15 protein-coding genes and 2 pseudogenes are annotated in these 19,159 nt (G+C 75.5%); 13 read left to right on the forward strand and 4 right to left on the reverse strand.

Annotation, left to right across the window (positions count from 1 at the left end; translation table 11 throughout):
* The first annotated feature begins 68 nt into the window (after nt 1–68).
* Both DMB38_RS27240 and thiD read left to right on the forward strand, forming a co-directional pair.
* Nucleotides 69–1,043: a thiamine-phosphate kinase gene (locus tag DMB38_RS27240; RefSeq protein WP_125937365.1), complete on the forward strand. Its 975-nt coding sequence runs from the start codon at nt 69–71 to the stop codon at nt 1,041–1,043.
* Nucleotides 1,036–1,884, forward strand: coding sequence for a bifunctional hydroxymethylpyrimidine kinase/phosphomethylpyrimidine kinase (thiD, locus tag DMB38_RS27245; RefSeq protein ID WP_125937366.1), 849 nt, complete (start codon nt 1,036–1,038; stop codon nt 1,882–1,884). The genes DMB38_RS27240 and thiD overlap by 8 nt, the downstream gene beginning before the upstream one ends.
* Before the next feature lie 151 nt (nt 1,885–2,035).
* On the opposite strand, the gene rpmB is transcribed toward thiD, so the two are convergent.
* Entirely contained in the window at nt 2,036–2,221 is a 186-nt protein-coding gene (gene rpmB, locus DMB38_RS27250; protein ID WP_018839653.1) for a 50S ribosomal protein L28, read from the reverse strand.
* A 221-nt stretch (nt 2,222–2,442) separates the two neighbouring features.
* On the opposite strand from rpmB, the pseudogene DMB38_RS27255 reads away from it, so the two are divergent.
* Nucleotides 2,443–4,159 (forward strand): annotated as a pseudogene (locus tag DMB38_RS27255) (DAK2 domain-containing protein).
* Between the two features lie 196 nt (nt 4,160–4,355).
* On the opposite strand, the gene DMB38_RS27260 reads toward DMB38_RS27255, so the two are convergent.
* Both DMB38_RS27260 and DMB38_RS27265 read right to left on the reverse strand, forming a co-directional pair.
* Nucleotides 4,356–7,523, reverse strand: a complete 3,168-nt coding sequence (locus DMB38_RS27260) for a tetratricopeptide repeat protein (protein ID WP_125937367.1) — start codon at nt 7,521–7,523, stop codon at nt 4,356–4,358.
* Nucleotides 7,520–9,388 carry an HSP90 family protein gene (locus tag DMB38_RS27265; protein WP_125937368.1) on the reverse strand — a complete coding sequence of 623 codons (1,869 nt, stop codon included), beginning with the start codon at nt 9,386–9,388 and terminating at the stop codon, nt 7,520–7,522. The genes DMB38_RS27260 and DMB38_RS27265 overlap by 4 nt, the downstream gene beginning before the upstream one ends.
* Nucleotides 9,389–9,553: 165 nt before the next feature.
* Between DMB38_RS27265 and recG the strand changes: the two genes are divergently transcribed.
* From recG to mutM, 8 genes and pseudogenes are all read left to right on the forward strand, one after another.
* Nucleotides 9,554–11,833: an ATP-dependent DNA helicase RecG gene (gene recG, locus DMB38_RS27270; protein WP_125937369.1), complete on the forward strand. Its 2,280-nt coding sequence runs from the start codon at nt 9,554–9,556 to the stop codon at nt 11,831–11,833.
* 151 nt (nt 11,834–11,984) lie between these two features.
* The gene (gene rsmD / locus DMB38_RS27275) at nt 11,985–12,560 is read left to right on the forward strand and encodes a 16S rRNA (guanine(966)-N(2))-methyltransferase RsmD (protein WP_125937370.1); all 576 of its coding nucleotides are present in this window, start codon (nt 11,985–11,987) and stop codon (nt 12,558–12,560) included.
* Between the two features lie 88 nt (nt 12,561–12,648).
* Entirely contained in the window at nt 12,649–13,128 is a 480-nt protein-coding gene (gene coaD / locus DMB38_RS27280) for a pantetheine-phosphate adenylyltransferase (protein ID WP_078898719.1), read from the forward strand.
* 24 nt (nt 13,129–13,152) lie between these two features.
* Nucleotides 13,153–14,336 (forward strand): annotated as a pseudogene (locus DMB38_RS27285) (ATP synthase F0 subunit B).
* A 117-nt stretch (nt 14,337–14,453) separates the two neighbouring features.
* Complete coding sequence (locus DMB38_RS27290; RefSeq protein ID WP_164716129.1) at nt 14,454–15,134, forward strand: YceD family protein; 681 nt, start codon at nt 14,454–14,456, stop codon at nt 15,132–15,134.
* Between the two features lie 2 nt (nt 15,135–15,136).
* Nucleotides 15,137–15,310: a 50S ribosomal protein L32 gene (gene rpmF / locus DMB38_RS27295; RefSeq protein ID WP_018844671.1), complete on the forward strand. Its 174-nt coding sequence runs from the start codon at nt 15,137–15,139 to the stop codon at nt 15,308–15,310.
* A gap of 18 nt (nt 15,311–15,328) precedes the next feature.
* The gene (rnc, locus tag DMB38_RS27300) at nt 15,329–16,276 is read left to right on the forward strand and encodes a ribonuclease III (protein WP_125937372.1); all 948 of its coding nucleotides are present in this window, start codon (nt 15,329–15,331) and stop codon (nt 16,274–16,276) included.
* A gap of 7 nt (nt 16,277–16,283) precedes the next feature.
* Nucleotides 16,284–17,138 (forward strand): bifunctional DNA-formamidopyrimidine glycosylase/DNA-(apurinic or apyrimidinic site) lyase, encoded by an 855-nt coding sequence (mutM, locus tag DMB38_RS27305; RefSeq protein WP_125937373.1) that lies wholly within the window; start codon nt 16,284–16,286, stop codon nt 17,136–17,138.
* A gap of 28 nt (nt 17,139–17,166) precedes the next feature.
* Here the strand turns inward: mutM and DMB38_RS27310 are convergent, their stop codons facing one another.
* Nucleotides 17,167–18,144, reverse strand: coding sequence for a CAP domain-containing protein (locus DMB38_RS27310; RefSeq protein ID WP_125937374.1), 978 nt, complete (start codon nt 18,142–18,144; stop codon nt 17,167–17,169).
* 145 nt (nt 18,145–18,289) lie between these two features.
* Between DMB38_RS27310 and DMB38_RS27315 the strand changes: the two genes are divergently transcribed.
* On the forward strand, nt 18,290–18,571 hold the full coding sequence (locus tag DMB38_RS27315; RefSeq protein WP_047018320.1) for an acylphosphatase: 282 nt from the start codon (nt 18,290–18,292) through the stop codon (nt 18,569–18,571).
* A gap of 288 nt (nt 18,572–18,859) precedes the next feature.
* Nucleotides 18,860–19,060, forward strand: coding sequence for a hypothetical protein (locus DMB38_RS27320; protein WP_047018321.1), 201 nt, complete (start codon nt 18,860–18,862; stop codon nt 19,058–19,060).
* Nucleotides 19,061–19,159: the final 99 nt, after the last annotated feature.

Here is a 19,159-nt window from a genome sequence, read left to right on the forward strand (position 1 = left end):
GCGGGAGGGTCGGGAGCGGCCGTGACGGGCGAGACCGCGGGCGCCGGGTTGACGGAAGGAGCGATCCGATGAGGGGCCACGGGCAGGGCCAGGGCACCGTGGGGGAGCTGGGCGAGTTCGGGCTCATCCGGGAGCTGACCTCCCGGCTGACCACGACGCCCGCGGTACGGATCGGGCCGGGGGACGACGCCGCGGTCATCAGCGCCCCCGACCGCCGGGTCGTGGCCAGCACGGACGTGCTCATCGAGGGCCGGCACTTCCGCCGCGACTGGTCCACGGCGTACGACGTGGGCCGCAAGTCCGCCGCCCAGAACCTCGCCGACATCGCCGCCATGGGCGCCGTCCCCACCGCCCTGCTCCTCGGCCTCGTCGTCCCCGCCGACCTCCTCGTCACCTGGCCCGCGGAGCTGATGGACGGGCTGCGCGACGAGTGCCAGGTCGCCGGCGCCGCCGTCGTCGGCGGCGACGTCGTACGGGGCGACGCCATCACGCTCGCGATCACCGCGCTCGGCGACATGCAGGGCCACGAGCCGGTCACCCGCGCCGGCGCCCGCCCCGGCGACGTGGTGGCGGTGACCGGCTGGCTCGGCTGGTCCGCGGCCGGCCACGCGGTGCTGGCCCGCGGCTTCCGCTCGCCCCGCGCCTTCGTCGAGGCCCACCGCCGCCCCGAACCGCCCTACCAGGCGGGTCCGGCGGCGGCCGCGCTCGGCGCCACCTCGATGACGGACGTCAGCGACGGGCTGCTGGCCGACCTCGGCCACGTCGCGGAGGCGGGGAAGGTCCGTATCGACGTCCGCACCGCGGCCCTCGACGTGCCCGGCCAGATGGCGGACATCGGCAAGGCGGTGGGCGTGGACCCGCTGCAGTGGGTGCTGACGGGCGGCGAGGACCACGCGATCGTGGCGACCTTCCCGCCGCAGGTGAAGCTGCCCGCGCGGTGGCGGGTCGTCGGCGAGGTGCAGGCGCCGTCGGCGGTGGCCCAGGTGACGGTGGACGGCGAGCCGTGGCGGGGCGCGGCCGGCTGGGACCACTTCGGTGGCTGAGCCGGCGGGCACGGAGGGCCCGGCGGGCGGCGGGGGCGGCGCGAGCGCGCCGCCGCGGGCGCTCACCGTCGCCGGCTCCGACTCCGGCGGCGGCGCGGGCATCCAGGCCGACCTGAAGACGATGCTCGCGCTCGGTGTGCACGGCATGAGCGTCGTCACCGCCGTGACCGCGCAGAACTCGCTCGGGGTGCAGGACAGCTGGACGCTGCCGGTGGCCGCGGTGCGCGGCCAGTTCCGCAGCGTCGTCGACGACATCGGGGTCCAGGCCGTCAAGACCGGCATGCTCGCGGGTGCCGAGACGGTGGCGGCGGTCGCGGAGCTGCTGGCGGGGACGCCCGCGCCGGTCGTGGTCGACCCCGTGGGGGTCTCGACCCACGGCGACCGGCTGCTGGCGGCCGAGGCGCTGGACACGGTGCGGACCCGGCTGCTGCCGGTCGCGACCGTCGTCACCCCGAACCTGGCCGAGGTGGCGTGGCTGACCGGGATCCGGGTGGCGGGCGAGACGGACATGCGGCGGGCGGCGGCGGCGCTGCTCGCGTACGGGCCGCGCTGGGCGCTGGTCAAGGGCGGCCATCTGCCGGCGGACGAGGGCGCCGTGGACCTGCTGACGGACGGCACGGAGGAACACTGGCTGCGCGCCCCCCGGATCCCCGTGCGGCACACCCACGGCACCGGCTGCACGCTGGCGAGCGCCGCCGCCGCGTATCTGGCGCGGGGGCGGGCGGTGCCGGAGGCGGTGGCGGCGGCGAAGGAGTACGTCACGGGGGCGATCGCCGCGGGCTTCCCGCTGGGGGCGGGGACGGGTCCCGTGGACCACGGCTGGCGGTGGCGCGGGGCGTAGGCCCCGGGGCTCCGTTCCGTACGGGCCGGGGGCGTGCCCCGTACGGGCGGGAACTCCCTTCTCCGTACGGCCCGGTGGGGCCGCGCGGACACGAGAGAGCCGGTCCACCCCGGGGTGGACCGGCTCGCCGTGCGTGGGCGGCTGCGCTACGTCAGCGCGAGACCTTGCCCGCCTTGATGCACGAGGTGCAGGCGTTGAGGCGCTTCGGCGTCCCCCCGACCACGGCGCGCACCCGCTGGATGTTGGGGTTCCAGCGGCGGCGGGTGCGGCGGTGCGAGTGGGAGATGTTGTTGCCGAAGCCCGGCCCCTTGCCACAGACGTCGCAGTTGGCAGCCACGGGTCACTCCAAGCTTCTGATGCACGTACGGTCGGAACCCGGCAGCGCGCCCTTCTCCGGGAAGGAGCAGGCCGGCCGTGCCGGGGGAGGAAGGCCCGGTACGGGACCGGGCAACCTGTGCAGCATACTACGGCGCTTCCCGGCGGAGGAAATCACCGGTCCAGCGGCTACGCTGCCGCTACACCGTACCCGGCCGTGCCGTCGTCCGTTCCGAGGGGGTTGTGCAGGTGCTCGACGCCTCGTCCGTGCGGGCCTGGTGTGCCCTGGCCCTGGAGGCGCTGGGCCGCGGCCGGGAGGAGATCGACGCGGTCAACGTCTTCCCGGTCGCCGACGGCGACACCGGGACGAACCTGTACCTGACGGTGGAGTCGGCGGCGCAGGCGGTGGACGCGGTGTACGGGGCGTTCGCGGCGGAGGCCGCGGGCAGCGGCGGCGGCGTGGAGCCTGCGGTGGCGGACGTGCTGCGGGCGATGGCGCACGGGGCGCTGATCGGGGCGCGGGGCAACTCGGGGACGATCCTGGCGGAGCTGCTGCGGGGGCTGACGGGCGCGGTGGTGGCGGCGGACGCGGGCTCGGGTACCGGCTCCGGCCCGGGTGCCGGCCCGGGTGCCGGGGCGCTGCTGGCGGGCGCGCTGCGGCGGGGGCGGACGCGGCCCGGGCGGCGGTGGAGCACCCGGTCGAGGGCACGATGCTGACGGTCGCCGACGCCGCCGCGGCGGCGGCCGAGGGGTCGGGCGCGGGCGACGCGGCGCGGGTGGCGAGGGCCGCGTACGACGGCGCGCGGGAGGCGCTGGCCGCGACGACCGGGCAGTTGGACGTGCTGCGCCGGGCGGGCGTCGTGGACGCCGGGGGGCTGGGCCTGGTGGCGGTGCTGGGCACGCTCGCCGACGCGCTGAGCGGTGCCGCGCGCCCCACGGAGCTGGAGCCCGAAGGGCCGGCGGGCCGCGGGGCGGGTTCCCGCAGGACCACCGCCCGCCACGAGGGCGGCGACGCCGCCTGTCCGGTGCCGGCCGGGGGCGGGCCCGCGTACGAGGTGATCTACCTGCTGGAGGCCGCCGACGACGCCGTCGCCCGGCTCAGGCCGCGGCTCGACGCGCTCGGGGACTCCCTCGTCGTCGTCGGCGGCGACGGGCTGTGGCGGGTGCACGTGCACGTCGACGACGCCGGTGCCGCCGTCGAGGCGGGCGTCGAGGCGGGCCGCCCGTACCGCATCCGGATCACCCACCTCCCGGCCGGCGCCGCCGCGCCCCCGCGCGGCGATGCCGGCGGCGGGCCCGGGGCCGGGCCGTCGTCGCCGTCGTGCCGGGCGACGGGCTGGCGGCGCTCTGCGCGGAGGCGGGCGCGGGCGTGGTGACCGTACGGGAGGGGGAGCTCCCCGCGAGCGGGGAGCTGGCAGAGGCGATGCGGCGGACGGGCGCGCGGGAGGTCGTACTGCTGCCGAACGACGCGGAGTTGCGGCACACCGCGGCCGTGGCGGTGGAGGAGGCGCGCGCGTCCGGCGTGCGCGCGGCCCTCATCCCGACGCGGGCGGCGGTCCAGGGCCTTGCGGCGCTCGCGGTGCACGACCCGGGGCGGCGGTTCGACGAGGACGTGGTCGCGATGACGGCCGCCGCGGGCGCCACGCGGCACGCGGAGCTGGCGGTCGCGGAGCAGGAGGCGTGGACGACGGCGGGGATCTGCCGCCCCGGCGACGTGCTCGGGGTGGTGGAGGGCGACGTGGCGCTGGTCGGCGCCGACCTCGCCGGGACCGCGGAGGCGGTGCTCGACCGGATGCTGGCGGGCGGCGGCGAACTGGTCACGCTGGTACTCGGCCCCGGCCTGCCCCGGGGCTTCGGCGCCCGCCTGGAGGCGCACGTACGGAGCGGGCACCTGGCGGTGGACACGGTGGTGTACGAGGGCGGCAGCCAGTCGGCACCGCTGCTGATCGGGGTGGAGTAGCGGGAACGGCGCTGCGCGGTCCGGGCGGGGGAGCGTGCGGCCGCGCCGCGCGGTCCGTTCGCGCGCGGACCGCCCGGCCGGGGACCGCGGCGCCGTAGCCCGGGTGTCCGCGGACGAGGGCCTCCCTCGCGGAGCCCGGCGGCGGCGCTGCCGCCGGGCCCGCCGCACAAGCGCCGGATGGCGGTGCGGCGGACGATCAGTCCCCGGCAGCCTCGGCCCCGGCGTAGTTCAGCAGCGCCCGGGCCTCGTCGCGGCGGGACTCCGCGGTCCCGCCCGCGGTGTCGTCGTCCGCGTACGCGGCGAGCACCGCCCGGGCCCGCCGCGCGGCCGCCTCGGGGCGGCCGAGGTCGGCCTCCAGCCAGGCGGCGAGCAGTTGGGCCCCGGTGTACTCGTCGCGGCAGTCGGGGCCGAGATCGGCGAAGCCCGCCACCGCGCGTACCACGTGCGCCAGGCCCTCTTCGTACGCGGTACGGGCGGCCTCGGCCCCGGATTCGTCCGGGTCGTGCGGCGTGCCGCCGACGGCGGCGGTGATCAGGTCCCCGGTCTGCCGGTGCGTGGCGGCGAGTTCGGCGAGCAGGACGTCGCGGCGCCCGCCGCGGACGGGGGCGCGGCCGGTGCCCGGGGCGGCTCCGCGCCGTACCGGATCGCCGCCCTCCGGCGGCGCGCCGGGAGCGGGGACCGCGGCTTCCCGGACCGGGCTCCCGTCCTCGGCCGGTCCCTGCGCATCCGTGGCGTCCGCGGCCAGGGCCGTCGTCAGCTCCCGCTCCGCCTCCGCCATCAGCGCCCGGCCCGCCGCCGCGCCCTCCTGCTCCGGCCGGAGCGCCAGCCAGGCGCGGGACCTGAGCGTGCGGATCAGGGCCGGGACGTCGCCGAGGTCCCGCCAGAGCGCGCCCGCGCGCTCGTAGGCGCGGGCCGCCTGGGTGTCCAGGTCCGCGGTGCTCAGCGACTGCGCGGCCAGCGTCGCCAGCATCGCGTGGTCGCGGGCGCCCTCGCGGGGCCAGTGCGCGGCGATCTCCGCGGCGAGCAGGTACTGCTCCGCCGCCTGCTGGTGCTCCCCGAGCCGCCCCAGGGCGTCGCCCAGCCACCAGCGCGTCTGCACCACGGCGCCTTCGCCGTGCCGTTCCGCGCCCAGGTCCGCGAGCGCGTCCTCCAGCACCGTCGCCGCCTCCGCCGCGCGGCCGAGGCGGTGCAGGGCGCCGCCGAGGTGGTGGCGGGCCCAGGCGCCGGTGCCGGCGGAGTCGCCGGCCTCGTCGGCCCAGAGGGCGGCTTCGAGCAGGTGCTCGGCGCCTTCGCCGTCGCGGCCGGTGTTGCAGAGGATGTCGGCCAGTTGCAGGTGCAGGCCCGCCTGCCCGGCGGGCTGGGCGTGCAGGGCGCTGTGCTCCAGCGCCCCGCGCACGGCGCGCTCCGCGGTCTCGCGGTCGCCGAGCCGGGACGCGAGGCCGGCCAGCGCGGACTGGGCCCGTACGGCGTACCAGGGCACGCCCGCTGCGGCGTACCCGTCGACCGCCTGCGCGTACAGCGCCGCGGCGGGCTCCGTCTCGCCGCGGCGGGCGGCGAGTTCCGCCCGCAGCTCGTACGTCTCGGCGATCCGTCCCGCGACGCGCGGATCGTCCGCGTACGGCGCGGCGAAGTCCGCCACCGCGGCCACCGCGTCGGCGGCGGAGCCGTCCGCCGCGGCGGTGTCCTGCGCGCCGGAAGCCCCGTCGCCGCGCATGATGTGGATACGGGCCCGGCAGATCAGCGCCGTCGCCGCCTCGGCCGCCGTGGCGCGGCCCTCCGCGTGCAGCGCCAGCGCCCGGGTACAGGGCTCCGCGACCGCCGCCAGGGCCTCGTCCGTACGCCCCTCGCGGGCGAGGGCGAACGCCGCGCGGGCGCGCGCCACCTCGGCCTGGCCCGGGTCGCCCGCCGCCTCGAAGAGTCCGGCCGCCGTCCCGAGGAGGGCCGCGACCTCGGCGTCGGCGGTGTCCGGGTGCATCGCGCGGTGGGCGGTGGCCTCCGCCCGGTCGCGTACGGACAGCTCGGTGCCCGCCTCCGCCGCGGCGCGCGCCGCGTCCGCCCAGGCCCGTACCGCGTCGGGGCGGCGGGCCCGGGTCAGCTCCCTGGCCGCCGCCAGCAGCTCCGCCACCCCGGGCCGTGCCGCAGGGGCCCCCGTGGCGGGCGGCGCCGCGGCACCGGCCGCGGAAGCCGCGGACCGGCGCACCGGCCGGCCCACGCGCAACCCCAGCGGCAGCCGCTCCGTCAGCGGCTCGCGCGCCATCCGCTCGCGTACGCCCGAGGACACCGCCGCCGTGCCGTTGCGCGCGTCGAAGCGGCCGGCGAGCGCCAGCGCCTCGCGCTCCGCGTACGCCCCCAGCTCCGCGACCGTCCACTCCCGCCCGGGCTCCCCGGCCCCCGGCGGGCCCACCACCGGCTCCGCGCCCAGGCCGAGGTCCGCCAGCCGCCGTGTCAGCAGCGTCGTCACCGCCAGGTACGCCATCAGACTCGACGGCTCGCCCCGGTCGGTCAGATAGGCGGGCCGCTCCGCCAGCAGCTCCAGGCCCCGCGCCTCGTTGCCCGTCAGCGCGCAGAACTCCACGTGCCGCGCGAACGCGAACCGCATGCTCTCCATCCGCCGCACCATCCGGTGCCCGCGCAGATGGTTGGCCCGCGCCTCGTCGACGCGGCCCAGCCGCAGCAGGGGCAGGAGCGACTCCGCGAGCGTGGCGTGCGGCTCGTGCGCGCAGGTGTGCACGCCCCCCAGCACCGGAGCCCACAGCTCGAGCGCGGCGGCGTCGTCCCCGTGCCCCGCCTCCCAACCGCCCTGGCCGCGCAGCTCGCAGGCGTGGCAGTCGCTCATGACGTCGCGCTCCGCGGCGCGCCAGGCGGCGTACGCGCGGGCGGCGCGCGCGTCGTCGCCGACGTGCTCGGCGATGTGGTACTCGGCCTGCCGCACGGCGCGTTCGCTGTGGCCCGCGAGGCGGTAGCGGCGCTCCATCTCGGCGAGCCACTTCTCCATCGCCGCCAGCGGGATGTGCGGCTGGTCGGTCATCCCCGAGGAGACCCACTTGAACATCCAGAACAGCCGGTGGGTGTCCTCCTCGTCGAAGTCCTCCGGACGCTCGTCCCACATGCGCAGCAGCCGCGCGAAGGGGACGAACATCTTGTCCTGCTCGGAGCTGAAGTTGTACGTCTGCAGCAGGTGGATCAGGCCCTCGACGACGAACGCCGCGCGGCCGGTCCGCTCCGCCTCGGCGAGGAGCCGCTCCGCGCCCGCGTTGCGGCCGGGGCCCTCCGGCTCCCGCGCGTTGTCGTGCATCGCCTGGCGGAAGGCGACGATGTCGGCGGGAGGCCCGGCGGGGGAGGGGGCGGGGGCGTCCGTGCTCATCGGCCGTCCTCCTCACCGGTGCCGGGGGCGCCGGCCGCGGGGTCCGCGGCCCCCGGCGGGTGCGTCGCCCACTCCAGCAGGCCGGCGAACGCCCGGTTGAGCAGCGCCGAGTCGGCGGGGCGCAGCGGGCGCTGCGCCATCAGCAGCGCCTGCCCGTACAGCGCCTCGACCGCGCTGCCGACCAGCTCGGGAGCGCCCAGCGTGCTGATCCTGCGCACCAGCGGGCTGCGGTGGTTGAGGACGAGCCGGGCGCGCGGCGCGCCGCCGCGCAGGCTGCCGAGGATGTCCGCCCACAGCTCGTCGGCCTGCTCCGCCTCGTCCGCGCGGGCCCGTTCGTGCCGGGCGGCGCGGTCGTCGAGGTGGAGCGCGGGCACCGTCAGCGGATGGAAGGCGCGGAGCACGACGTCGCAGGCGAGCGGGTCGAGGCGGGCGCGGGCGACGCCGAGGAAGCCGGACAGGGCCAGCTCCTCGGCCGCGTCGACGCCGTCCAGGTGGGCGGTGACGGTGTCCGGGTCCAGCTCGGCGACCGCGGTGCCGGGGCGTACCCGCGGCAGCAGCTCGACCAGCTCCGCGTCGTAGGTGTAGCCGCCGTTGACGACGCCGATGCCCTGCGCGGAGGCGATCGGCGCGACCTGCCGGAACTCCTCCACGCTGCGGGTGAAGTGCACCACCGGGTGGCGCTGCGCGAACTCCGCCAGCGACACCTGCCCGTCGGTGGTCTCGAAGGGCAGCCACGGCAGCATGGTGCGCAGCATCTCCTCGTCGTGCCGGGCCAGCGACTTCACGCCCAGGTGGTGCACGGAGAGGAACTGCGTGAGCCGGTCGGGGTCGCCGGTGGCCAGCGAGGTCAGCCAGTCGCGTACGGCCCCGCCGAGCGCCTCCCGTACGGCCAGCAGCGTCTCGTCCTCGTACAGCGCCTCCCGCGATGCGGTCGGGCGCAGGCTGTCCGTGTCGACGACGCAGCGGACGAAGAACGCCCAGTCGGGCAGGAGCCCTTCGGCGCGCGCGGTGAGCAGCATGCCCTTCAGATGCACGCGGTGCCCGGCGCGCTGGGCGGGGCTGACGGCGGACGGCAGCACGTACGCGACCCCGCGTACGCCCGCGAGCGGTACGTCCAGCTCGACGGCGTCGAGCGGGGTGAAGCCGAAGACGTCCCGGCAGTGGGCCGCGAGCGCCACCCGGCGGGCGGCCGGGCTCGGGTACGGGCGGTCCCAGACCGCGGGCAGCTCGGTGACCGGCGTCTCGTCCACGCGCACGTCGTACGGCAGGAGCGAGCCGAAGTCGCGGGCCAGGCCGGCGACGCGGGCCGGCTCGAACCACTCGGCGCAGCCGGGCCGCGCCGTCAGGTGCACGGTGGTGCCGGGCTCGGGGCGGGCGGCCGGGGGGAGGGTCCGTACCGTGTACGAACCGTCGCCGGCGGCCGTCCACTCCACCGGCGGCGCCCCGGGCTCCCGCGCCGACCTGCTGACCACCCGGATCCGCTCCGCGACCAGGAAGCAGGCCAGCAGCCCGATGCCGAACTGGCCCAGGAACCCGGCCCGCACGGACTCCAGGCCCCCCTCGCGCTTGGAGCTGCGGCCGATGGTGGCGAGCAGCTCGTGCACCTCCGCCTCGGTGAGCCCCACCCCGCTGTCCTCGACGCGCAGCCCGGCGCCGTCGCCGTCCCGCGGGTACAGCCGGATCCGGTCCGGCGCGCCGGGGTCGGCCGCGCGCCTGGCGGTGACCGCGTCGACGGCGTTCTGCAGCAGTTCGCGGAGATAGACCCGCGGACTGGAGTAGAGGTGGTGGGAGAGCAGGTCCACCAGGCCGCGCAGGTCGACCTGGAAGGTGTGGGACGAGGCGGGCGCAGCGTTCTCAGATGTCATCTCTGGAGCGCCGGCAGGGGGTGGAAGGGGCGGCGCGGGTCGGGCGATCCCGATCGGCGTCGGTGATCGCGAAGGGGAGTTCGAGGCGGACCATCGTAGGACCGCGCGGGCCCGGGTTACCAGGGGTTTCCACGCTCTGTCGGCCCGATGGTGTGCAATGGACGCGTGTCCGTGCTGGAAGAGCCCCTGAAGACGGCCGTCGGAGACCGGACCGCCAAGGCCATGGCGGAGCACCTGGATCTGCACACGGCCGGAGACCTGCTGCACCACTACCCCCGGCGGTACGCCGAGCGCGGGGAGCTGACGCGCCTGGCCGACCTGGAGATCGACGAGCACGTCACCGTCGTCGCGCAGGTGGAGAAGGCCGCCATGCTCGGTACGGGCCGGGGGCGCCGGCTGGAAGTGGTCATCACCGACGGCAGCGGCCGGCTCACCCTCGTCTTCTTCGGGCGCGGCGCGTACCACCCGCAGAAGGAGCTGCTGCCCGGCCGGCGCGCCCTCTTCGCCGGCAAGGTCACCGTCTTCAACCGCAAGCGCCAGCTCGCCCACCCCGACTACAAGCCGCTCTCCGGCAAGGACGGCGCGGGCGCCGACGCCGAGGCCGACGAGTGGGCGGGCAAGCTCCTCCCGCTCTACCCGGCGTGCCGGCAGCTCGCCTCCTGGCAGCTCCAGCAGGCCGTCGACACCGTGCTGGACGGGCTGGAGGCCACGGGCTGGGAGGGCGTCGCCGACCCGCTGCCCGCGGCGCTGCGGGCCGAGCGGGGGCTCGTACCGCTGCGGGAGGCGCTGCTGAAGGTGCACCGGCCGAAGACCAAGGCCGATCTGTGGGCGGCCCGGGACCGGCTGAAGTGGGACGAGGCGTTCGTCCTCCAGGTGGCCCTGGCCCGGCGGCGGCACGCCGACGGGCAGTTGCCCGCGGTGCCGCGGGTGGCGCCCGCCGGGGGGCTGCTCGCGGACTTCGACGCCCGGCTGCCGTTCACCCTCACCGAGGGCCAGCAGCGGGTCTCCGCCGACATCTTCGCCGACCTGGCCACCGACCACCCCATGCACCGGCTGCTCCAGGGCGAGGTGGGCTCCGGCAAGACGCTGGTGGCGCTGCGCGCGATGCTCGCCGTGGTGGACGCGGGCGGGCAGGCCGCGATGCTCGCCCCGACCGAGGTGCTGGCGCAGCAGCACCACCGCTCGATCACCGAGATGATGGGCGAGCTGGCCGAGGCCGGCCTCCTCGGCGGCGCCGAGCACGGCACGAAGGTCGAGCTGCTCACCGGCTCCTCCGGCGCGGCGGCCCGCCGCAGGGCGCTGCTCGACCTGGCCACGGGCGAGGCCGGGATCGTCGTCGGGACGCACGCGCTGATCGAGGACAAGGTGCACTTCCACGACCTGGGCCTGGTCGTGGTCGACGAGCAGCACCGCTTCGGCGTCGAGCAGCGGGACGCGCTGCGCGCGAAGGGCAACCGCGGGGACGACAAGCGCACGCCGCACCTGCTGGTCATGACCGCCACGCCCATCCCGCGTACGGTCGCCATGACGGTCTTCGGCGATCTGGAGACCTCCGTGCTCGACCAGCTCCCGGCCGGCCGCTCGCCGATCGCCAGCCACGTCGTGCCGGCGGCCGACAAGCCGCACTTCCTCTCCCGCGCCTGGGAGCGGGTGCGCGAGGAGGTCGAGGGCGGGCACCAGGCGTACGTCGTCTGCCCGCGCATCGGCGACTCCGCGGAGGAGACGGAGCCCACGGGCGGCAAGAGCGGCAAGAGCGGAAAGGGGGCGAAGGGCGGGAAGGGCGCGAAGGAGGCGCCGTCGCCGGAGGACGAGGCGGAGAGGCGGCCGCCGCTGGCGGTCCTCGACGTCGCCGCCCAGCTCTCCGCCGCCCCCGGGGCGCCGCTGGCCGGGCTGAAGGTCGAGGTGCTGCACGGCCGGATGCAGCCGGACGCCAAGGACGACGTGATGCGCCGGTTCGCGGCCGGCGAGGTGGACGTGCTGGTCGCCACCACGGTCATCGAGGTCGGCGTCAACGTCCCCAACGCCACCGTCATGGTCATCATGGACGCCGACCGCTTCGGCGTCTCCCAGTTGCACCAGTTGCGCGGCCGGGTCGGCCGCGGCGCGGCCGCCGGGCTCTGCCTGCTGGTCACCGAGATGCCGGAGGGCACGCCCGCCAGGACCCGGCTGGACGCGGTCGCCGCCACGCAGGACGGCTTCCGGCTCTCCCGTATCGACCTGGAGCAGCGCCGCGAGGGCGACGTCCTGGGCCAGGCGCAGTCCGGGGCCCGCTCCAGCCTCAGGATGCTCACGGTCATCGACGACGAGGACGTCATCGCCGAGGCCCGGGACGCCGCCGCGGCGATCGTGGCCGAGGACCCCGAACTGACCGCGTACCCGGAGCTGCGCGGCGCGCTGGCGAGCCTGCTGGACGACGAACGGGAGCAGTTCCTCGACAAGGGCTGACACGGCCCCCGCGGCGGGGCTCCGCGGGGGCGGGCGGTGCGAGTGGCGCGTGCCCCGCCGCCCGCGCGCCACCGGGCGGCACCGCGCCCGTCACCCCGGAGGCATATCGTGGGACGGACAGCGCCCGTGAGGACAAGGACACCCAGCAGCCATGACCCGCGTGATCGCCGGCACCGCCGGCGGGCGGCGCCTGGCCGTGCCGCCCGGCACCGGCACCCGGCCCACGTCCGACCGCGCCCGCGAGGGTCTCTTCTCCACCTGGCAGGCCCTCCTCGGCCCGCTCGAAGGACTGCGCGTCCTCGACCTGTACGGCGGCTCCGGCGCCGTCGGCCTGGAGGCGCTCTCCCGCGGCGCGGCGCACGCGCTGCTCGTCGAGGCCGACGCCCGCGCCGCCCGCGTCATCCGGCGGAACGTCCGCGCCCTGGGCCTGCCCGGCGCCGAGGTGCGCGCCGCCCGCGCCGAGCAGGTCGTCGCCGGGCCGCCGCCCCCCGACCCGTACGACGTGGTCTTCCTCGACCCCCCGTACGAGGTGGAGGACGCGGCCGTGGGCGAGATACTCGTCACACTCCGTGCCCACGACTGGCTGTCACCGGGCGCGCTCGCCACCGTGGAGCGCAGCACCCGAGGAGGCGAATTCCCCTGGCCCGACGGGTTCGAGGGGCTGCGGGCCAGGCGCTACGGCGAAGGCACGCTCTGGTACGGTCGCGCCGCCTCACCGGCCCCATGACCGGCCGCGTCCCTCCCGCCCCCGACCCTGGACCGCCACCCACACCCTCATGACCCTCACGACCGGAACCGAGAGCGAGGAACCTCCGTTGCGCCGCGCCGTCTGTCCGGGGTCCTTCGACCCCATCACCAACGGGCATCTCGACATCATCGCCCGGGCCTCGAAGCTCTACGACGTCGTGCACGTCGCCGTGATGATCAACAAGTCGAAGAAAGGCATGTTCACCGTCGAGGAGCGGATGGACCTCATCCGCCAGTGCACGACGGAGTACGGCAACGTGGAGGTCGAGAGCTTCCACGGCCTCCTCGTGGACTACTGCAAGGAGCGCGACATCCCCGCCATCGTCAAGGGGCTGCGCGCCGTCAGCGACTTCGACTACGAGCTGCAGATGGCCCAGATGAACAACGGCCTGTCGGGCGTGGAGACCCTCTTCGTCCCCACCAACCCGACCTACAGCTTCCTCTCCTCCAGCCTGGTCAAAGAGGTGGCCACCTGGGGCGGCGACGTATCCCACCTCGTACCCCCGGTTGTCAACCGGGCACTCGGCGAACGCCTCACCAAGTCCTAGCCGGGCGCCGTAGAGTCTTTCCCCATGGACGTGCAGAGAAAGCTCGACGAGATCGCGGAGGCCCTCCAGGGCGCGCGGTCCATGCCCATGTCGGCGTCGTGCGTGGTCAACCGCGCCGAGCTGCTCGGCATGCTGAACGAGGTGCGCGAGGCACTGCCCGGGTCGCTCGCCCAGGCGCAGCAGTTGCTCGGCGGGCGCGAGCAACTGGTCGAGGAGGCACGCCGCGAGGCCGAGCAGATCCTCGACGAGGCGCAGAACCGGCGCAACGCGCTGATCTCCGACACCGAGGTCGCCCGGCACGCCCAGGCCGAGGCCGACCGGATCCTGGGCGAGGCCCGCCAGGAGGCCGAGCAGATCAGCGCCGAGGCCGACGACTACGTCGACAGCAAGCTCGCCAACTTCGAGGTCGTCCTCACCAAGACCATCGGCTCGGTCGACCGCGGCCGGGACAAGCTGCTGGGCCGCGCCCCCGGGTACGACGACCCGCAGGGCTTCGAGGCGGGGCAGGACCCGGCGGGCGAGGCGCCCGAGCGCAGCGCCGACCCGCAGGAGCAGCGCAGGCGCGCGGACACGTACGTCGAGGCGCAGTTCCAGGCGTTCCAGTCGGTGCTCACCAAGACCCTGGAGGCGGTCGGCCGCGGCCGGCAGAAGCTCCAGGGCGCCCGGCCCACGGACCAGCTCGGCGAGACCTTCGGACAGCCGGGCACGGGGCACACGGGCACGACGGACGAGAGCTACCTCGCGGAGCTGGCCGAGCTGGCCGACCCGCCCCCGGGCCCGGCGCCCGCCCCCGGCGCCCCGCGGGACCCCGCGATCCCGCCGCCCCCGCGCAGCAGCCCCCGCACGCCGCCCCGCAGCCGGCCGCCGCGTACTACGACGTCACCGCCGCGCAGGGCTACGGCCAGGCCGGCTACCCCCAGCCGGAGCAGCCGGACTACCCGCAGAGCTACGGCCAGGGCTACCAGCAGGGCTACGAGCAGCCGGAGCCCGGCTACGGCTGGGCGCAGCAGGCCGGGCAGCAGGAGCAGGCCCCGGCCGGCGCGTACCCGGACGCCGGGCAGCAGATGCCGTACGGCCACACTGACGCGCACCTGCCGCAGCAGGGCGGCTACACCCCGGCGCCCGCCGCGCTGGACGAGACCAGCCTCTTCGACACCAGCATGATCGACCTGGAGCAGCTCAGGCAGTACGACGACCGCGGCCGCTGAGCCGCCGGGGAGCACCCGCCGGGACCGGCCGCGGCCGGACGCCCGGATTGGGTCTTGGGCGGGGTCTCAAGTATTCTGGACCCTCGCCGTATCGCGCCGCGCCCGTCCCTGCCCGTCATGCGCAGGGTGCACGAAAGCAGGAAAGCCCTGAAAGCCCATCCGGACCACCGCGCCCCTCTCGTGTTCGACACACGGGACCTGGGCCGTCGTCCCGGTACGCTCAAGCGGCTCTCCCGCACCGTGCCGGCGCCCAAGGACCTCGGCAACGAGGTGGTGGGCGTGCCGGAGGGCGACCCCGTCGAGCTGGAGCTGCGGCTCGAGTCGGTGATGGAGGGCGTGCTCGTCACGGGCACCGCCCGGGCACGCGCGACGGGCGAGTGCGTAAGGTGTCTGGAGCCGCTCGGGCAGGAGCTCCGAGTGGACATCCAGGAGTTGTACTCCTACCCGGAGACCGACGCCAGGGGCCGTGTGGCCCGCGGCGGCGGCTCCGGCGCGGACGCCGAGGAGGCGGACGCGGAGGAGGAGACGCTGTACCTCGAGGACGACATGTTCGACCTCGAACCGGAGCTGCGCGACGCGGTGGTGCTCGCACTGCCGCTGCAGCCGGTGTGCCGGGAGGACTGCCCGGGCCTCTGCCCCGACTGCGGGGCGCGGCTCGCGGACGACCCGGACCACCGGCACGACGTCGTCGACGCCCGGTGGGCGGCGTTGCAGGGACTCGCCGAGACCGTCTCGGACGGCGAGAAGAACGATACGAGCGGCGCTGACGACGGCGCCGGCGAGAAGCAGGAGAAGTAGCCGTGGCCGTTCCGAAGCGGAAGATGTCGCGCAGCAACACGCGCCACCGCCGGTCGCAGTGGAAGGCTGCGGTCCCGCACCTGGTGGCATGCGAGCGCTGCCACGAGCCGAAGCAGCAGCACATCGCATGCCCGAACTGCGGCACGTACAACCGCCGCCAGGTCCTCGAGGTCTGAGCGACGGGGAGAAGGCTCATGTCAGATGCCACTACGCCGCGGAAGGCGCCGGCCGACACAGCCTCGTCCCCCAAGATCCTGGAAGGGCGGCTCGAGTACGAACTCGAGCCCGCCCTTCTGGTGCGCGCCCTCACCCACCGCTCGTTCGCGTACGAGAACGGCGGTCTGCCCACCAATGAGCGGCTCGAGTTCCTCGGGGACTCGGTGCTCGGCCTGGTGGTCACCGACACGCTGTTCCGGGGCCACCCCGACCTGCCCGAGGGCCAGTTGGCCAAGCTGCGGGCCGCGGTGGTCAACTCGCGTGCGCTCGCCGAGGTCAGCCGCGGGCTCGACCTGGGCGCGTTCATCCGGCTCGGCCGGGGCGAGGAGGGGACGGGCGGCCGGGACAAGGCGTCGATCCTCGCGGACACGCTGGAGGCCGTGATCGGCGCGGTCTACCTGGACAAGGGACTGGAGGCGGCGTCGGAGCTGGTGCACCGGCTCTTCGACCCGCTGATCGAGAAGTCCTCGAACCTCGGGGCGGGGCTGGACTGGAAGACGTCGCTGCAGGAGCTGACGGCCGCCCGGGGACTGGGCGTGCCGGAGTACCTGGTCAGCGAGACCGGCCCGGATCACGAGAAGACCTTCACGGCTGCCGCCCGCGTCGGTGGTGTCACGTACGGCACCGGCACCGGCCGCAGCAAGAAGGAAGCGGAGCAGCAGGCGGCGGACACGGCCTGGCGCGCGATCAGCGCGACCGGGACGGACGGCGAGGCGGGCACGGGCGCGGCGGGGAGCAACGGCTCCGCGGCCGCGGCACCGGAGCCCGCGCCGTCCGGCGGGTCCGACGACGCGTCCGCATCAGGCGGTACGCCCGCGTCCGACGGCGCGTCCGCGCCGGCCGGTACGCCCGCGGACGTACCGGACTCCGCGGACGGTGACGCCGCCGCGGGCCCCGCCGGGGCGGCGCAGGCCGCCGACCGGTAGCGCGGCGATGCCGGAGCTGCCGGAGGTCGAGGTGGTGCGCCGCGGCCTGGCGAAGTGGGTCGCGGGCCGCACGGTCGGCTCCGTCGAGGTGCTGCACCCCAGGTCCGTACGCCGGCACCCCGCGGGCGCCGGCGACTTCGCCGCCCGGCTGACGGGGCACCCGCTGGGGGAGCCGCGGCGGCGCGGGAAGTACCTGTGGCTGCCGCTGGCCGACGGCCCCGAGTCGGTGCTCGCGCACCTGGGCATGAGCGGCCAGCTCCTGGTCCAGCCGGAGGCGGCGCCGGACGAGCAACACCTGCGGATCCGGGTCCGCTTCGCGGACGAGACGGACACGGAGCTGCGCTTCGTCGACCAGCGCACGTTCGGCGGCCTCTCGCTCCACCCGAACGCGGCCGGGGGGCTGCCCGACGTCATCGCGCACATCGCCAGGGACCCGCTGGACCCGGAGTTCGACGACGCGGCGTTCCACGCGGCGCTGCGCCGCAGCCGGACCACGATCAAGCGGGCGCTGCTGAACCAGTCGCTCATCAGCGGCGTCGGCAACATCTACGCGGACGAGGCCCTGTGGCGCGCCCGCCTGCACTACGAGCGCCCCACCGCCGGCCTCACCCGCCCCCGCACCGCGGAACTCCTCGGGCACGTCCGCGCGGTGCTCAACGCCGCGCTCGACGTCGGCGGCACCAGCTTCGACAGCCTGTACGTCAACGTCAACGGCGAGTCCGGCTACTTCGCCCGCTCGCTCGACGCGTACGGCCGCGAGGACGAACCCTGCCGCCGCTGCGGCACCCCGATCCGCCGCCGCCCCTGGATGAACCGCTCCAGCTACTTCTGCCCCCGCTGCCAGCGCCCACCACGCCCCTGACCCGGCCGGACCACCCGCAACCCGCGCCTCAGAAACCGAAGTTCTGCGTCCACCAGGGGCCGCCGTCGCCGAAGTGGGCGCCGACGCCCAGGGTGCGGAAGTCGCAGTTCAGTATGTTCGCGCGGTGGCCTTCGCTGCTCATCCAGGCGTCCATCACCGACTGCGCGTTGGCCTGGCCGCGGGCTATGTTCTCGCCGCCGAGGTCGGCTATGCCGTAGTCCTGCGCGCGCTCCCACGGGTCGTTGCCGTCGGGGTCGGTGTGGTCGAAGAAGCCGCGCTCCGCCATGTCCTGGCTGTAGTCGCCGGCGAGCTTCGCCAGCTCCGGGTCGTTCGTCAGCGGGCGGCAGCCCGCCTGCGCACGCTCCTGGTTGACCAGCCGCAGCACCTCCGCCTCCGCGGCGGTGGCGGCGTCGGCGGTGGCGGTCGGCTTCGCCGAGGGGGTGGGCGCGGAGGTCTCCGTCTTCGTGGGGGAGGGGGACCGCGACTCCGTACGGGACGGGCTCGGGGACTTCGACGACGGTTCCGCGGACTCCCGCTTCTCGCGCTCGGGCGCCGAGGTGGAGGGCGAAGCGCTCTTCGACTCCTTGCCGTCCCGCGCGTCCTTGCCGCCGGTCTTCTTCGCCTCCGGCGTCCCGCTTCCCGGCCGCTCAGACCCGTCGCTCGCGGACGGCGACGACTCCAGTGTCGGCAGCTCGGAGGAGCCCTGGGTGCTCGGGGACGGCGGGTCACCCGCCTGGACGTGCCCGGCGGGACCGCCGCCGCCGCGGTCGAGGTCGAAGCCGCTGCCGAGGACCCCGGAGGCCATCGCCACCGCGCCCACGGCCAGCGCCGCCGAGGTACCGAGCATCCCGGCCCTGGCCGGGCTCTGCTTGCGGTGCTGCCCCCGCGACCGGCCGGTGCCGTGCGCCTCGCGGTCACCGTAGGAGTCGTACGAGCCGTATGCGGCGGGCGTGTGCCCGCGGTGGCCTGTCGGGGGCTGCGGCTCCGAGCGTCTGTGGCGGCCCATCCGGCTGACCCCTCACGTCCGACGACAACATCTCCTGCACACGCGCCACTCGCACACACGAGTGATATTGCTGTCGGCAGACTGTACGCCATGACCCCCACGCCGGACGTGCCCGCGGCCACATCGTCCGGATAACGTGCGTCACATGAGTACAGACGTCCGCATGACGGCATGGGTGCGCGGCGTGGTCCAGGGCGTCGGCTTCCGCTGGTTCACCCGCGCCCGCGCGCTGGAGATCGGCGGCCTCAGCGGCTTCGCCGCCAACCTCGCGGACGGCCGGGTCCAGATCGTCGCCGAGGGTCCGCGAGCGCAGTGTCAGGAGTTGCTGGAGTGGCTGCGGTCCGCCGACACGCCGGGCCGCGTGTCGGGTGTGACGGAGATCTGGGACGAGCCGCGCGGCGGATATCACTCATTTGCCATCCGTTGAGCACGCTCCGCCATAAGGGCTGGTCCGACAGGGATGACCAGCGGGTTGCCAACGGCTGCCGGGCGTGCAAAGCTCTCACACCAGACGGGTCCTGCCACCCCCCGCGGCTTGCAATTCCACGCGCGGCGCCCGATGCGGGGTGTGATCGTGTTGACCGTCAAACTATTTGGTGAGACGCTTGAAGCCCCGCGCACCCTTGCTGTTTGTGCCATGGGCAGACACGCGGGTGCGAAATCCCTCACGACCCACACCGCTCGGTCGGTCACTCAGTGTGGAGGACCTGCAATCATGGCAAAGGCGCTTCTCGGTTACGTCGGCGGTACTGACCCGCGACTCCTCGCCGAGATGCGACGGCTGCAGCAGCGTGTTCAGGACCTGGAGTCGGAGCTCGTCCGCGTCCAGGCCGAGAACGACATGCTCGCCGCCGCCGCTGCTCACAACAGCGAGTCACTGCTCGACGTACCCCAGGCGGAGCCTGCGCTTACCTGACAATCATGCGAGAACCGTCAGGTCTGCACCTCAACCGCTTGAGATAACTGTCAAGGGACGCTTACGGGCGTCCCTTCGTCGTTTCTCCGTCTCTTACGG

Source organism: Streptomyces sp. WAC 06738, from assembly GCF_003945505.1.
Taxonomy (GTDB): Bacteria; Actinomycetota; Actinomycetes; order Streptomycetales; family Streptomycetaceae; genus Streptomyces.

Coding starts and splice junctions, on each gene's coding strand:
- DMB38_RS27240 (WP_125937365.1), top strand. CDS start 69: ATGAGGGGCCACGGGCAGGGCCAGGGCACCGTGGGGGAGCTGGGCGAG.
- mutM (WP_125937373.1), top strand. CDS start 16,284: ATGCCGGAGCTGCCGGAGGTCGAGGTGGTGCGCCGCGGCCTGGCGAAG.
- DMB38_RS27310 (WP_125937374.1), bottom strand. CDS start 18,144: ATGGGCCGCCACAGACGCTCGGAGCCGCAGCCCCCGACAGGCCACCGC.
- DMB38_RS27265 (WP_125937368.1), bottom strand. CDS start 9,388: ATGACATCTGAGAACGCTGCGCCCGCCTCGTCCCACACCTTCCAGGTC.
- DMB38_RS27320 (WP_047018321.1), top strand. CDS start 18,860: ATGGCAAAGGCGCTTCTCGGTTACGTCGGCGGTACTGACCCGCGACTC.
- DMB38_RS27260 (WP_125937367.1), bottom strand. CDS start 7,523: ATGAGCACGGACGCCCCCGCCCCCTCCCCCGCCGGGCCTCCCGCCGAC.
- DMB38_RS27290 (WP_164716129.1), top strand. CDS start 14,454: ATGCGCAGGGTGCACGAAAGCAGGAAAGCCCTGAAAGCCCATCCGGAC.
- DMB38_RS27315 (WP_047018320.1), top strand. CDS start 18,290: ATGAGTACAGACGTCCGCATGACGGCATGGGTGCGCGGCGTGGTCCAG.
- rnc (WP_125937372.1), top strand. CDS start 15,329: ATGTCAGATGCCACTACGCCGCGGAAGGCGCCGGCCGACACAGCCTCG.
- rsmD (WP_125937370.1), top strand. CDS start 11,985: ATGACCCGCGTGATCGCCGGCACCGCCGGCGGGCGGCGCCTGGCCGTG.